13 protein-coding genes are annotated in these 14,414 nt (G+C 71.3%); 7 read left to right on the top strand and 6 right to left on the bottom strand.

Annotation, left to right across the window (positions count from 1 at the left end; translation table 11 throughout):
- Positions 1-374: 374 nt before the first annotated feature.
- Positions 375-1,733, top strand: a complete 1,359-nt coding sequence (locus ACIQD6_RS10740) for a M14 family metallopeptidase (RefSeq protein WP_401880540.1) — start codon at positions 375-377, stop codon at positions 1,731-1,733.
- A gap of 99 nt (positions 1,734-1,832) precedes the next feature.
- On the opposite strand, the gene ACIQD6_RS10745 is transcribed toward ACIQD6_RS10740, so the two are convergent.
- Complete coding sequence (locus ACIQD6_RS10745; protein ID WP_401880542.1) at positions 1,833-3,299, bottom strand: dihydrolipoyl dehydrogenase family protein; 1,467 nt, start codon at positions 3,297-3,299, stop codon at positions 1,833-1,835.
- Between the two features lie 128 nt (positions 3,300-3,427).
- Here ACIQD6_RS10745 and trxA point away from each other — a divergent pair, with 128 nt between their 5' ends.
- Positions 3,428-3,838, top strand: coding sequence for a thioredoxin (gene trxA, locus ACIQD6_RS10750; protein ID WP_401880543.1), 411 nt, complete (start codon positions 3,428-3,430; stop codon positions 3,836-3,838).
- A 259-nt stretch (positions 3,839-4,097) separates the two neighbouring features.
- On the opposite strand, the gene ACIQD6_RS10755 is transcribed toward trxA, so the two are convergent.
- From ACIQD6_RS10755 to ACIQD6_RS10765, 3 genes are all read right to left on the bottom strand, one after another.
- A complete protein-coding gene (locus ACIQD6_RS10755) occupies positions 4,098-5,288 on the bottom strand; it encodes a thiolase family protein (RefSeq protein WP_401880544.1) in 1,191 nt (396 codons plus the stop codon).
- A 282-nt stretch (positions 5,289-5,570) separates the two neighbouring features.
- On the bottom strand, positions 5,571-5,861 hold the full coding sequence (locus tag ACIQD6_RS10760; RefSeq protein ID WP_401880546.1) for a hypothetical protein: 291 nt from the start codon (positions 5,859-5,861) through the stop codon (positions 5,571-5,573).
- A 147-nt stretch (positions 5,862-6,008) separates the two neighbouring features.
- Positions 6,009-7,034 carry a LacI family DNA-binding transcriptional regulator gene (locus ACIQD6_RS10765; protein WP_401880548.1) on the bottom strand — a complete coding sequence of 342 codons (1,026 nt, stop codon included), beginning with the start codon at positions 7,032-7,034 and terminating at the stop codon, positions 6,009-6,011.
- Between the two features lie 232 nt (positions 7,035-7,266).
- Between ACIQD6_RS10765 and ACIQD6_RS10770 the strand changes: the two genes are divergently transcribed.
- The 5 genes from ACIQD6_RS10770 to egtD all read left to right on the top strand — a co-directional run bounded on the left by ACIQD6_RS10770 (position 7,267) and on the right by egtD (position 12,522).
- Positions 7,267-7,689, top strand: a complete 423-nt coding sequence (locus ACIQD6_RS10770) for a type II toxin-antitoxin system PemK/MazF family toxin (RefSeq protein WP_401880808.1) — start codon at positions 7,267-7,269, stop codon at positions 7,687-7,689.
- A 411-nt stretch (positions 7,690-8,100) separates the two neighbouring features.
- Complete coding sequence (egtA, locus tag ACIQD6_RS10775; protein WP_401880550.1) at positions 8,101-9,375, top strand: ergothioneine biosynthesis glutamate--cysteine ligase EgtA; 1,275 nt, start codon at positions 8,101-8,103, stop codon at positions 9,373-9,375.
- Positions 9,372-10,808: an ergothioneine biosynthesis protein EgtB gene (egtB, locus tag ACIQD6_RS10780; RefSeq protein ID WP_401880551.1), complete on the top strand. Its 1,437-nt coding sequence runs from the start codon at positions 9,372-9,374 to the stop codon at positions 10,806-10,808. The genes egtA and egtB overlap by 4 nt, the downstream gene beginning before the upstream one ends.
- Entirely contained in the window at positions 10,808-11,563 is a 756-nt protein-coding gene (egtC, locus tag ACIQD6_RS10785; protein ID WP_401880553.1) for an ergothioneine biosynthesis protein EgtC, read from the top strand. The genes egtB and egtC overlap by 1 nt, the downstream gene beginning before the upstream one ends.
- The gene (gene egtD / locus ACIQD6_RS10790) at positions 11,560-12,522 is read left to right on the top strand and encodes an L-histidine N(alpha)-methyltransferase (RefSeq protein ID WP_401880555.1); all 963 of its coding nucleotides are present in this window, start codon (positions 11,560-11,562) and stop codon (positions 12,520-12,522) included. The genes egtC and egtD overlap by 4 nt, the downstream gene beginning before the upstream one ends.
- Here egtD and ACIQD6_RS10795 read toward each other — a convergent pair.
- Positions 12,417-13,415 carry a lysophospholipid acyltransferase family protein gene (locus ACIQD6_RS10795; RefSeq protein ID WP_401880557.1) on the bottom strand — a complete coding sequence of 333 codons (999 nt, stop codon included), beginning with the start codon at positions 13,413-13,415 and terminating at the stop codon, positions 12,417-12,419. The two genes, egtD and ACIQD6_RS10795, sit on opposite strands and share 106 nt — an antisense overlap.
- Positions 13,412-14,251 (bottom strand): GNAT family N-acetyltransferase, encoded by an 840-nt coding sequence (locus ACIQD6_RS10800; RefSeq protein WP_401880559.1) that lies wholly within the window; start codon positions 14,249-14,251, stop codon positions 13,412-13,414. The genes ACIQD6_RS10795 and ACIQD6_RS10800 overlap by 4 nt, the downstream gene beginning before the upstream one ends.
- Positions 14,252-14,414 lie beyond the last annotated feature (163 nt).

The raw sequence follows: 14,414 nt of genomic DNA on the forward strand, positions 1-14,414 counted from the left end.
AGCATGACAAGTAGCTGTCAATGCATCTATCAGGACGATCTCCGGATCCCCTTCCCTCACTCATCGGATGAATGGCGGGCCGACGGCACCCCCCTCGGCGCGCCGCTGCCCGGCAGACCCGGAAGCGGGCGACCATGGGTCCCGCCCGCACCCGGGCGACATGAGCACCGGTCTCATCGCGCCAACTCGCCTTTATTTCACGGAAGTTGCCAGTACTGTTCATCCGCATCACACTATTGACCGGGTCATGCCATGCGTTCAGGATGGCCCCGGACAGACCACACGCGCTTCCCTCCCACCCCGCACCGGGCGCGTCGCAGTGACCCCCACCACGTCGCGGTGACACCCCCACAACTCCACTCCCAGGAGACTTCATGCGACTCCGAACCCGCGGAAGCGGCGGCACCAGACGCAGACGGGCGGCCACCCTGGCGACCGTGCTGACCCTGGCACTTGGCCTCACCGCCACGGCCACGGCCGACAACGGCGGTTCCGCTCCCCCGGCGGCCTCCGACGAGGCGACGGCCGCAGACGAGGACATCCAGCAGTACGAGATCCAGATGCACGCCACCTCCGCGACACGCACCACGCTCGCCAGGACCGGTGTGACGATCGACGAGTCGGACAGCGAGAGTGTGGTCGTCTCCGCCGATCCCGCGCAGGCGAAGAAGCTCCGCGCACTCGGCTACGAGCCAACGCCGCTGGGCGCCGTCCCTGATCGCACCGTGAACGGCGTCGTCAAGCCGTTCGACTTCCCCTCCGCGGACTCGAAATACCACAACTACGCGGAGATGACGAGCGAGATCAGCTCCGTCGTCGCGGCGAATCCCGGCATCGTGAGCCAGCGCGTCATCGGCACCTCCTCCCAGGGCCGGAACATCGTCGCCGTCAAGGTCAGCGACAACGTCGGCACCGACGAGAGCGAGCCCGAAGTCCTGTTCACGCACCACCAGCACGCGCGCGAGCACCTCACGGTGGAGATGGCGCTCTATCTGCTGAAGCAGTTCACCTCCGGGTACGGTTCCGACTCGCGCGTGACCAACATCGTCAACAGCCGTGAGATCTGGATCGTCCCGGACCTCAACCCGGACGGCGGCGAGTACGACATCGCCACCGGTTCGTACCGCAGCTGGCGCAAGAACCGCCAGGCCAACTCCGGCTCCAGCGCGGTCGGTACGGACCTCAACCGCAACTGGGCGTACCAGTGGGGCTGCTGCGGTGGCTCGTCCGGCAGCGCGTCCTCGGACACCTACCGGGGCAGCGCGGCCGAGTCCGCGCCCGAGGTGAAGGTCGTGGCGAACTTCGCACGCAGCCGGGTCGTCGGTGGCAAACAGCAGCTGAAGGCCGCGATCGACTTCCACACCTACAGCGAGCTGGTGCTCTGGCCCTTCGGCTACACCACGGCCAACACCACGACCGGGATGACGGCGGACGACCGGAACGCCTTCGCCGCCGTGGGCGGGAAGATGGCCGCCAGCAACGGCTACACCCCGGAGCAGTCCAGTGACCTCTACATCACGGACGGCTCGATCGACGACTGGCTGTGGGGTTCGCAGAAGGTCTTCGCGTACACCTTCGAGATGTACCCCTCATCGAGTTCGGGCGGCGGCTTCTACCCGCCCGACGAGGTGATCGACCGGGAGACGAGCAGGAACCGGGACGCGGTGCTGCAACTGCTGGAGAACTCGGACTGCATGTACCGGTCCATCGGCAAGGAATCGCAGTACTGCTGAGCGAGTGCCACCGGCCGACCGAGTGACCGGCCGACGGGGCGCCCTGATCCGCACGGGGCGCCCCGTCACCCGTACGCGGTCGCCCGTACGTGACATCGCTCAGAGAGTGTCGCCGTCGCGGTAGGTCTCCAGCAGCCGCAGCCACACCTCGCTGATCGTCGGGAACGCCGGAACCGCGTGCCACAGGCGGGCGATCGGCACCTCCCCCACGACCGCGATCGTCGCGGAGTGCAGCATCTCCCCGACCCCCGGGCCCGCGAAGGTGACCCCACGGAGAATCTCCCGGTCCAGGTCGACGACCATGCGGGCGCGCCCCCGGTAGCCGTCGGCGTAGAGGGCCGCGCCCGAGACGGCGCCGAGGTCGCAGTCGACGGCGCGGACACGGTGGCCCGCCGCTTCGGCCTCGGCGAGGGTGAGTCCGACGGAGGAGACCTCGGGTTCCGTGAAGACGACCTGGGTGACGGCGACGTGGTCGGCGGTGGCGGCGTGGGCGCCCCAGGTGCCGGAGTCCGGCGTGGACGGATCCCGCGAGTCCGGCGTGGACGCGTCCTGTGCCCTGGCCGCGATGGCGGGTCCGGCGATACGGGCCTGGTACTTGCCCTGGTGGGTGAGCAGGGCACGGTGGTTGACGTCGCCGACCGCGTACAGCCAGTCGATGCCCTCGACCCGGCAGCTGTCGTCGACCGCGAGCCAGGAGCCCGTCTCCAGACCGACCGACTCCATGCCCAGGTCGTCCGTACGCGGGGCGCGCCCGGTGGCGAAGAGCACCTCGTCGGCCTCGATCCGTTCGCCGTCCCCCAGCGCCACGGTCACCGGGCCCCTCCCGCCGTCGCGCTCGACCGCGACGACCGAGACCCCCGTACGGACCGTGGCTCCCGCCTCCGTCAGCGCCTCGGCGACCAGTTCTCCGGCGAAGGGCTCCATCTTCGGCAGCAGGCCGCCGCCGCGGACCAGCAGCGTGACCTCCGCGCCGAGCGCCCGCCACGCGGTGGCCATCTCGGCGCCCACCACGCCCCCGCCGACGACCACCAGCCGGCCCGGGACCTCCTGGGAACTGGTCGCCTCGCGACTCGTCCAGGGCCTGGCGTCGGCGAGCCCCGGGAGATCGGGCAGTACGGCCCGGCTGCCTGTGCACACGGCGACGGCGTGGCGGGCGGTCAGCACCTGTTCGTCCCCCTCGCGGCCGGTGACGGTGACCCGTTTGGTGCCGTCCAGCCGTCCGTGGCCCCGGTAGATCCGGGCTCCGATGCCGTCGAGCCACTCGACCTGGCCGTCGTCCTTCCAGTCCGAGGTGAACTCGTTACGGTGGGCGAGCACGGCCTTGGCGTCCAGCGGCCCCCGCACGGACTGACGCAGCCCCGGTACCTGGCGGGCCTCGGCACGTGCGAGCGCCGGGCGCAGCAGGGACTTGCTGGGAATACAGGCCCAGTACGAACACTCGCCGCCGATCAGCTCGCTCTCCACGACCGCCACGCTCAGCCCGGCGGCCCTGACCCGGTCGGCGACGTTCTCCCCGACCGGTCCCGCGCCCACCACCACAACGTCGTACTCCATGGGTTCCGTCATGGGATCAGTCTGGTGCGGTGCCGTTCGCATGGCCACACGATCTTCGGGCAGGGGCCAGGAATACGCCGAAGACGCGCACCGTTGTCGCAGGCGGCTTCACCCGGAGAGCAGAGAGAGGTATTCAGGCCATGGCCACAGTGGAACTCACCAAGGAGAACTTCGACCAGACGGTGTCGGAGAACGACTTCATTCTGATCGATTTCTGGGCTTCCTGGTGCGGTCCGTGCCGCCAGTTCGCCCCGGTCTACGAGCAGGCCTCCGAGCGTCACGACGACCTCGTGTTCGCCAAGGTCGACACGGAGGCGCAGCAGGAGCTGGCCGCCGCGTTCGACATTCGTTCGATCCCGACGCTGATGATCGTCCGCGAGAATGTCGCGGTGTTCGCCCAGCCCGGCGCACTGCCCGAGACGGCCCTGGAGGACGTGATCGGCCAGGCGCGCGCGCTGGACATGGACGAGGTCCGCAAGTCGGTCGCCGAGGCCGAGGCCCAGTCCGCCGCCGAAGGCGCCGAGACCCCTCAGGGCGCCCAGGGCTCCTAGGGCCTCTCGTTTGGATCTTGCCGGGCTCGCGTGCCCTGGCACCGCGCCTCGCCGCGTTGTCGTCACTCCACGACGCTCCGCGTCGCCTCACTCCTCCGCCTTGCGATCCACGGCACCAGACCCCGCTCCCTGATCCGGCCTGATCCAAACGAAAGACCCTAGCCAGGGTTCGTCATGAAGACCTCGGGCACGGCCGGGGACCCGAGTCATGAGCCGACCGGGCCCCGGCCGTGTGCGTGCCCCCGTCAGCCGCCGACCGTCAGCGTTCCAGGACGAGCGCGAGGCCTTGGCCCACGCCGATACAGAGCGCGGCGAGGCCCGTACCGGAACCGGCCGCGGCGAGCTGATGGGCGACGGATCCGGCGAGGCGCGCACCGGAGGCGCCGAGCGGATGACCGAGGGCGATGGCGCCGCCGCGCGGGTTGACGACGGCCGGATCGAGACCGGGCCATTCGGCGAGACAGCCCAACGACTGGGCGGCGAAAGCCTCGTTGAGTTCGAACGTGGTGAGGTCGGCGAAGGTACGGTCCGACTTGGCCAGGGCCCGCCGGACCGCCTCGACCGGCCCGAGGCCGAAGAGCTGCGGCTCGACGCCGGTGACCGCGGAGCTCCTGATCCGGGCGAGCGGCTCGCGCCCGGTCTCGCGCAGGCCGTCCTCGCCGACGAGGAGCAGCGCGGCGGCTCCGTCGTTGAGGGGCGAGGCGTTGCCGGCCGTCACGGTCCCGGTCCCGTCGGTACGGAAGACCGGCTTCAGCTTGGCGAGCGCCTCCATCGAGCCGCCCTCCCGGACGCACTCGTCCCGGCCGAGCTCCACACCGTCGTACGGGACGACCTCGCCGTCGTACAGACCCGCGGCCCAGGCGTCCGCCGCCTTGCGGTGGCTGGCGAGGGCGAACGCGTCCTGCTGTTCACGGGTGATCGTGTGCTTGTCCGCGATCAGTTCGGCGCCCTCACCGAGCGGGACGGTCCACTCCTCGGGCAGCGCCGGGTTGGTCATGCGCCAGCCCAGGGTGGTCGAGTGCAGCTGCTGGTGGCCGGCCGGGAAGGCCCGTTCCGGCTTCTGGAGGACCCAGGGAGCCCGGGACATCGACTCGACGCCACCCGCCACGACGACGGACGCGTCACCGAGGGCGATCGCGCGGGCCGCCTGGATGACCGCTTCGAGGCCGGAACCACAGAGCCGGTTGACGGTCACGCCCGGCACGGTCACCGGTAGTCCGGCGAGCAGGACGGCCATGCGTGCCACATCGCGGTTGTCCTCGCCGGCACCGTTCGCGTCCCCGAGGACCACATCGTCGATCCTGCCCGGATCGAGCTCCGGGGAGCGGCTCACCAGCGACTTCACCACATGCGCGGCGAGGTCGTCGGGGCGCACGGAGGACAGGGCGCCGCCGAATTTTCCGATCGGAGTACGGACGGCGTCAACGATGTAGACGTCGCGAATGCTCATCGGATCTCCGCTCCGGCTTCTCTCCGAGGACGGCGACACACCACGCCGGCTTGTTCGCCGGGTGAACCGTGGTTCACCATGATCGCCCCCGAGTCTCTGCCCGGCGGCGCCCGCTGTCAACGGGCAGAACCGCCCCGAAGCCTCACGTCGTAACGCGCCGTGAAGCCCTCACGCTCTCAGGCCCTGAAGACCTGAGGTCACGGCGCCGACGCCGCCCCGCTCCGGCTGCCGGCCCGCCGGAGCAAGGGCCGGCCGTGCAGCGTGGCCACGTCGTCCCCGCCGTCAGTCCGGTCCCCGCGTCAGTCCGCCGGGGGCTGCGATCACCCGGACCGACAGGCCGTAGTCGAGCTCCTCACCGTCGATCAACAACGCTTCCACCGTGCGGGTTTCGGGGTCGATGTCCGCCTCCATGCCCTCGCCCGCGTAGCGCGGGTAGCCGGAGGATCCCGTCTCGCCCGTCACCTCGACGACGGCCGAGCGCAGAGCGTTCGCCGCCGTGGGCGGGCCGTGGTGATGCTCGTCGGTGATCTCGGCCACCAGCAGGATCTCGAAGCGCCGCGGAACGGTAGTCATGCGGCCGACGCTAGCCACCCCGCCGGGTAGCCGCATGTCGCCGCCCGACGGTGCCGAGCGGCGCTCTCCCGAGCATTCCGCCCGAAGCGTCCCGTCCGGAACCACCGCTCCCGGCGGCGCTCCGCCCCCGGTCACCGTCCGGTCGGATCAGGTGGATTCCCGGTGGACGGCCCGCGCCCCCATCAGGTCGAGCCGTTCCGGCTCCCCGTCCGGGTCACGGACGACCCGGTCCACCAGGTCCGCCAGCCGCTGTCCTGTCACCAGGTCGATATGCACCGTGGAGAGCCGGGGGCGCAGCAGTCTGCCGAGCAGCACATCGTCGGAGCCGATCACCGCGGTCTCCCCCGGAACACTGATCCCTTCGTCCAGAAGCGCCCGCATCAGGAGCATCGCGTACTCGTCGTTGTAAGCGAAGACGGCGTCCAGGCCGAGCCCGCGCCAGCGGGCGGCGAGGCCGGCCGCCGGCTCCTCCTCGTACACCAGCGGGAGCGGTTCGATGCGCGCGTCGGTACCGGCCGCGGCGGCGCGGGCGCCCGTCAGGCGCAGCTCGGCGAAGACTTCCAGCCCGGGTTCGTCCGGCATCACCACACCGATCCGCCGGTAGCCGCGCTCGATGAGATGGGCCACCGCCCGGCTGCCGATCTCGCGCTGGTCCATGACCAGGGCGTGGGCGCCCTCGACCGGTTCCGGCCCGAGCGTTATGACGGCTCGCGCGCCGGACCGTTTGAGTGTGTCCACTCCCTGCGGTGTCAGCGTGACCTCGCCGAGCGAGACGACGGCGACGGGCCGCAACTCGGCCCAGGCACGGGCCGCCCCGTCCCCGTCGAGGCCCAGGCTGCCGTACTGCACCACGGTGTAGTCGAGCCGGCGCAGGGCCCACTGGAGTTCGTTGAAGAAGCGGCTGTAGAACCGCCCGACGGGGACTCGGCCCGAGGGCAGGAGCACGATCCGGGTGTGCCCGGCCCGCAGACTGCGGGCGGCGGCGTGCGGCACATAGCCCAGTCGTTCGGCGGCCTCGCGCACCTTGATCCGGGTGGGTTCGCTGATCCGTACGGCCGAGGTGTTGTTCAGTACGTACGAGACGGTGGCCCGCGAGACTCCGGCCAGTCGTGCGACATCGGCACTGGTCGGAACGGGGTGGTCGGCGGAGAACTGCTCAGGTAAGTGGTTCATCGCTCCCGGATCCTTCCAGACGGCCGACGGCGCGGTCCGGCGGATGCCGGTTAATCACCGACAACGGATGCCAGTTGGTCCAGAACCCCGTCCACCGCGGCCTTCCGGCCGGTGTGGAGACCCGGCCGACGGACCTCGGTGGACGGGATCTAACGTCGTGCGGATGAGGCCCTTCTCCGATGCCGGCAGCGGCAACCGCGACACCCATCACGCCAACGACGACAGCCTTGACCTGCCCGGTCGCGGCGGTCCGGCCGCGACGACCGAGGCCGAGCCCCGCCAGGTGGGCGCCGTCCGGACCTCGTACGCCCCGGAACACGACGGCGACCCCGACCCCGGCGAAATCGTCTGGACCTGGGTGCCCTTCGAGGAGAACGACGGACGCGGCAAGGACCGCCCGGTGCTGGTGGTCGCCCGCGAGGCGGCCGGCACACTGCTCGCCGTACAGCTCTCCAGCAAGCGCCACAACAACGACCGCGAGTGGGTGCCGATCGGCGTGGGGCCGTGGGACCGCGCGGGCCGTGATTCCTGGGTCAATGTCGACCGGGTGCTGCGGGTCCACGAGAAGGGCATGCGGCGCGAGGCGTGCGCGCTGGACCGGGGGCGGTTCAATCTGGTCGTGAACCGGCTGAGGGAGCTCTACGGCTGGCGCTGAGCCGAAGCCCTACGGTGCGGGCGGGGGCGAGGGCCACCGCCCGGCCCGTACGGCCGGTCCCGCCCGCACGGCCCGTTCGAGGTGACCGGAACCGGCCCTGGCCCGTGCAGCCGCGTCGTGGGAGGCGCCGCGTCCGCCTCCTCGCGACTCCTCACCTCACGCCCGTCCGGGGCGTGGTACTTCCCCATTCGGACGATCTCCTCGGTGTGCTTCGCGATCCCCCGTAGCCGTGTGTTCACGGGGGAAATCGTGCGTGAATGATCTGGTCCGGGGCAATCGGTCAGCTGACGAAACAGTGATCGCACGGGCACTCTTGTGCGAAGCGGCAAGAGTGGCTTTAGGTTGGACGAAGCGCTCCGTCCCGCCCCCGGGACGGAGTCCGGTCACGGTCTTCGACAGAAGGATCCGGCCATGCCACCCGACAGTGTCACCGATGAGGGATCACCACTCGGCGAGAGCGACGCAGTGGATCTGATCCGCGGTATCTGCTTCAAGACGGGCCCGCCCCGCACCGTGGGCGTAGAACTGGAATGGCTCGTCCACGACCTGCACTCCCCCGAACGACCGGTCCCGGCCCCGCGTCTCCACGACGCGTTCGACGACCTGCGGACCCTGCACCTGCGATCGGCACTCACCTTCGAACCCGGCGGCCAGCTGGAGCTCAGCTCCCCGCCCGCCGCGTCGTTGATGGAGTGCATCACCACCACCGCCGCTGACCTGGACGCCGTACGCCCGGCGCTGCGTACGGCAGGCCTCAGGCTCTCCGGTCTCGGCCACGATCCCTGGCACTCCCCCCATCGCATGCTGCGTGAGCCGCGCTACGAAGCGATGGAGACCTATCTGGACCGGATCGGTCCGGCCGGGCGCGCCATGATGCGGTCGACGGCCTCCATCCAGGTGTGTCTGGACGCGGGCCACGAGGAGCCGGGCCCGCTCGGCTACGGCCGGCGCTGGCAACTGGCCCATCTGCTGGGCGCGGTGCTGGTCGCCGCGTTCGCGAACTCGCCGATGAGGGAGGGCGGACAGACCGGCTGGCGCTCCACCCGGCAGGCGATGTGGGCCCAACTGGACCCGGCCCGCACCGCCGCGCCGTCCGGCCGGTCCGGTCCGCGCGAGGCGTGGGCCACGCACGCCCTGGACGCGCCGGTGATGTGTATCAGGGCGGACCGGGGCCCCTGGTCCGTGCCGGAGGGGCTGAGCTTCCGGGACTGGATCCGGTCGGGGCTGCCGCGTCCGCCGGTCCGCGCCGATCTCGACTACCACCTCACCACGCTCTTCCCACCCATCCGGCCGCGCGGCCATCTGGAACTGCGCATGATCGACGCGCAGTCCGGGGAGGACGGCTGGATGGTGCCGCTCGCCGTCACCACCGCGCTGTTCGACGATGCCGAGGCGTCGGAGACCGTGTACCGCACCGTCAAATCACTCGCCGAGACGGCTGGCCCCCTGCCCGCTCCCCACAATGCTCTCTGGGGCAATGCCGCCCGGTACGGCCTGGCCGACCCCGAGTTGCACTCCGCCGCGAGGGCCTGCTTCGCCGCCGCCCAGGAAGCTCTTCCGCGCATCGGCGCCACCCCGGCCGTGCGGGACGCGGTCGCCGCCTTCACCGACCGCTATGTCCTGCCGGGCCGATGTCCCGCCGACGATCTGCGCACGCCCGTGACCGGGAAGGATCTCCTCTCATGACCGACCGCCCCACCCGGACCGCCGGCCTGCCGGCCGACCCGCCCGCCGCCATACCGGCCGAGGAGCTGCGGCGCCGCGCCCTCGACTCCCTGACGGCCGCCCGGGACCGTACCTCCCTGCTGACCTCCTGTGTCGACGACCGTGAACTGACCGCACAGCACTCGCCGCTGATGTCCCCGCTGGTCTGGGACCTGGCGCACATCGGCAATCAGGAGGAGCAGTGGCTGCTGCGGACCGTCGGAGGCCGTGACGCCATCCGCCCGGAGATCGACTCGGTGTACGACGCTTTCGAGCATCCCCGGTCCGCGCGGCCCACGCTGCCGCTGCTGCCGCCGTCCGAGGCACGGGCGTATGCCGCCGACGTACGGGGCCGGGTCCTGGACATCGTCGAGCGCACACCGCTGCACGGCGGCGGTCCGCTGCTGGACGCGGGCTTCGCGTTCGGGATGATCGCGCAGCACGAGCAGCAGCACGACGAGACCATGCTCATCACCCACCAGCTGCGGCGGGGACCCGCCGCGCTGACCGCGCCCCCGCCGCCCGCCGGGGACACGTCTGGACTGCCCTCCGAAGTGCTCGTACCGGCCGGGCCGTTCACCATGGGCACCTCCACCGAGCCATGGGCACTGGACAACGAGCGCCCGGCGCACCAGCGGCTCGTACCGGCCTTCCTCATCGACACCGTGCCGGTGACCAACGGCGCCTACCTGGAGTTCATCGAGGACGGCGGCTACACGGAGGAGCGCTGGTGGGCGCCCGAGGGCTGGGCGCAGATCCGGGAGCACAACATCGGCGCGCCACTGTTCTGGCGGCGCGAGGGCGGGCAGTGGCTGCGCCGCCGCTTCGGGGCGGTGGAGCCGGTCCCCGCCCAGGAGCCGGTGCTGCATGTGAGCTGGTACGAGGCCGACGCGTACGCCCGCTGGGCGGGGCGCCGGCTGCCGAGCGAGGAGGAGTGGGAGAAGGCGGCCCGGCACGACCCCGCGTCGGGCCGGTCCTCGCGCTATCCGTGGGGCGACGAGGAGGCCACACCGGAGCGGGCCAACCTGGGCCAGCGCCATCTCCAGCCGGCCCCGGCGGGCAGCTATCCGGAAGGCGCTTCCCCGCTGGGTGTACGGCAGTTGATCGGGGACGTCTGGGAGTGGACGTCGAGCGACTTCCTGCCGTATCCGGGTTTCGCCGCCTTCCCGTACCGCGAATACTCCGAGGTGTTCTTCGGCGGGGCGCACAAGGTGCTGCGGGGAGGCTCGTTCGCGGTGGACGCGGTGGCCTGCCGGGGGACGTTCCGTAACTGGGATCTGCCGGTGCGCCGCCAGATCTTCTCGGGCTTCCGCACGGCCCGTTCCGCCGACTCCGTGATCACCGACTCCGTGATCGCTGATTCCGTGATCGCCGATTCCGGCACGGCGGGTTCCGCAGGATCCGGTGGTGCCTGATGTGCCGTCATATCGCCTACCTCGGGCCGCCGGTGGCGCTGGGCGAGACACTCCTCCAGCCTCCACACGCCCTGTACCGGCAGTCCTGGGCACCACGACGGCAGCGTAACGGGACCGTCAACGCCGATGGTTTCGGCGTCGGTTGGTATGCCGACGGCGATCCGGTGCCCGCCCGCTACCGGCGCGCCGGCCCCATCTGGGGGGACCTCGGATTCACCGATCTGGCACGGGTGGTCCGTACCGGATCCCTGCTCGCCGCGGTGCGTGACGCGACCGTACCGGGCGCCGACGGCGAGGCGGCCGCGGCGCCGTTCGCCGCCGGACCCTGGCTGTTCAGTCACAACGGCGCGGTCGGCGGCTGGCCCGGCAGTGTGGCGCCCCTGGCCGCCTCGCTCCCCGCCGAGGAACTGCTGTCCCTCGCGGCCCGCAACGACTCCGCGCTGGTGTGGGCGCTGCTGCTGCACCGGCTGCGGGCCGGGGACGAACTGGGCCAGGCGCTGGCCGACACCGTCCTCGACGTCGCGACGGCCGCGCCCGGCTCCCGGCTCAATCTGCTGGTCACCGATGGTGAACGGATCGGGGCGACCTCCTGGGGCGACACGCTCTGGTATCTCACCGGCCCCGGTGACCGCTCGGTGGTGGCCTCGGAGCCGTACGACGACGATCCGCGCTGGCGCGAGGTCCCGGACCGCACTTTGCTGGTGGCGACCCGCACCGACGTTCTGCTCTCCCCCCTCAAGGAGCCCCCCGCGTGAGCCCGTTCCTGCTGACCCGCACTCTGCCCGAGGATGCCACGGAGGCCGCGCTGCGCGCCGATGTGCTCCAGGGGCTGACCCGTACGCCCAAGACGCTGCCGCCCAAATGGTTCTACGACGCCCGGGGCAGCGACCTGTTCGAGGAGATCACCAGGCTGCCCGAGTACTACCCGACCCGGGCCGAACGGGAGATCCTCGTCGCCCGCGCACCGCGGATCGCGGCGGCGACCGGCGCGCGCACCCTGATCGAGCTGGGCTCGGGATCGTCCGAGAAGACCCGCCATCTGCTCGACGCGCTGACCGGCCTGCACAGCTATGTGCCGGTCGATGTGAGCGAGAGCGCGCTGACCGGGGCAGCCGAAGCCCTGCTCGGCGAGCGGCCCGGACTCCATGTGCACGCCCTGATCGCCGACTTCACCGGGGGGCTGACACTGCCCGGCACTCCGGGGCCCCGGCTGGTCGCGTTCCTCGGCGGCACGATCGGCAATCTGCTGCCCGCCGAACGTTCGGCGTTCCTGGCGTCGATCCGGGCGCTGCTGGTGCCCGGTGACACGCTGCTGCTCGGTACGGACCTGGTCAAGGACGAGTCGGTACTGGTCAGGGCGTACGACGATGCGTCCGGTGTGACGGCCGCGTTCAACAAGAACGTACTGACCGTCATCAACCGGGAGCTCGGCGCGGACTTCGATCCGGCCGACTTCGAGCATGTGGCGCTCTGGGATCCGGAGCGGGAGTGGATCGAGATGCGGCTGCGGGCACGCCGGGCCCTCACCGTGAAGATCCCCGAACTCGATCTGGTGGCGCACTTCGAGGCCGGTGAGGAGGTACGTACAGAGGTGTCGGCGAAGTTCCGTCAGGACCGGGTACGGACCGAACTGGCCGATGCGGGAATGGAGTTGTCGCACTGGTGGACCGATGAGGCCGGCCGGTTCGCGCTGTCGCTCGCGACGGTGGTCTGAGGCACCGCGGCGCGTACGACGGCACCGGGCATGCCGACCGCGTGAGCGACGGGGGTCCCGGAGCCGGCGGTCCCTGCGGCAGCGGTCCCGAGTACGGCCGTCCGGGCCTCGTGGGCCAGCGCGCGGCGGTCGGTGTGGCGCCCGGCGGGGATCGGCGGCAGAACCGTGATCTCCGCCGTGAGCCCGCCGGCCGTCACGACCCGCCACAGCGACGCGTGCAGTGTGTCGTTCCCGACGAACGCCGGGGCGCCGGAGGCCTGTCCGTCCGGCGCGCGGTAGGTGATGCGTACGGGACGTACGGGAACCCCCGCGTCGAGCGCGGCCTGGAAGACCGCCGAGGTGAACCGGCCCTGGTCCTGGCCGCACCACGTACAGCCCTCGGGAAAGACGGCCACCCGGGAGCCGGCGGTGAGCGCCGCGGAGACGGTCCGTACGGCGCCGGGCAGGGCCCGCAGCCGTTCGCGCTCCACGAAGAGCGTGCCGCCCCTGGCGGCCAGCACACCCATGACCGGCCAGCTCCGGATCTCGCTCTTGGCCAGCATCCGCGACGGGAAGACGGTGCCGAGAGCCGGTATGTCCAGCCAGGAGATGTGGTTGGCGACGACCAGCATTCCGCCGCCCGCGTGCCCGGGACGACGCGGGGCCGGGCGCTGCCCCACGACACGGATCCGCAGTCCGAAGACCCGGAGGACGGAATGGGCCCACAACACGGTGATCCGGTCCCGTACGGCCGCACCCAACAGGGCGAGCAGTGGCGTGAGCAGCGCCCCGGCCAGGACGAGGGGGATCCCCACCAGCAGCCGTCCCACCGCGGCCGCCACACGGGTCCTGGGGCCGCTGTGGGTGGCGCAGTCGTGCGGGGTGCAGGGCGCGGTGGGCAGCCAGGCGCTCATGCGGCGGGAACGAGGGAGAGGAAGTGCCGCAGGTAGCGGGGGTTGGTACGGCGCATCGACAGCAGGACGTACAGGTCGGCGACGCCGAACTCCGGGTCGTGCGCCGGCGCCCCGCACACCCAGGCGCCGAGCCGCAGATAGCCGCGCAGCAGGGGCGGCAGCTCGGAGTGGGCCGCGGCGGCGACGGCGGCGTCCGGGGTCCAGAGGCGGCGCGGGGTGACCTGGAACTCCTCGGGCGCGAGATTCCTGCTCTTCACCGCGTGCCAGGTCGAGGCCGCCAGGGTGCCGCCGTCAGCGAGCGGAATCGAGCAGCAGCCCGCCAGCCAGTTGTGTCCGGTGGTGGCCATGTAGCGGGCGAGTCCGCCCCAGATCAGGGCGATGACGGCGCCGGTGCGGTGCAGGGGGTGGACGCAGGAGCGGCCGACCTCGACCAGGTCGTGCCGGATCGGGGCGAGCCGGGTGAGGTCGAACTCGCTGTCGGAGTAGATCTGTCCGGCGGCCCTGGCCGCGGCGGGCGGCAGCAGCCGGTACGTACCGACGACCTCGCCGGTGCTCTCTTCCCGTACCAGCAGGTGATCGCAGAACTCGTCGAAGGCATCGACGTCGAGGCCGGGCTCGGGCCCGTCGAGCCGGGCGCCCAACTCGCCGGCGAAGACCAGGTGGCGCAGGCGCTGTGCGGCCCGTACGTCGTCCTGCGTGCGGGCGAGGGAGACCACGTACCGCGACTCGTCACCGACGGCGGAAGGCGCGACGGGGGGAGCCGGAGCGACGGTGGGGGCGAGTGTGGCTGCGGACAGGGTGGTCGAAGGGAACGGAGCGGGTGCGATGGCGGGCATGACGAACTCCTGTGCCGGTGGGGAAGGCCGGTGACCGGGGCCCGATGTCGGCACGTCGGGCCCCGCACGCTGTCCCTTCGTTTCTTCCGTGACCGACTGGATTTGACATGACCACACGGAGGAGTCCGGATGTGAGACGTCTGAATGAAGAGGTCTCCCGCGA

It is taken from the genome of Streptomyces sp. NPDC088400 (genome assembly GCF_044753355.1).
Classification (GTDB): domain Bacteria; phylum Actinomycetota; class Actinomycetes; order Streptomycetales; family Streptomycetaceae; genus Streptomyces.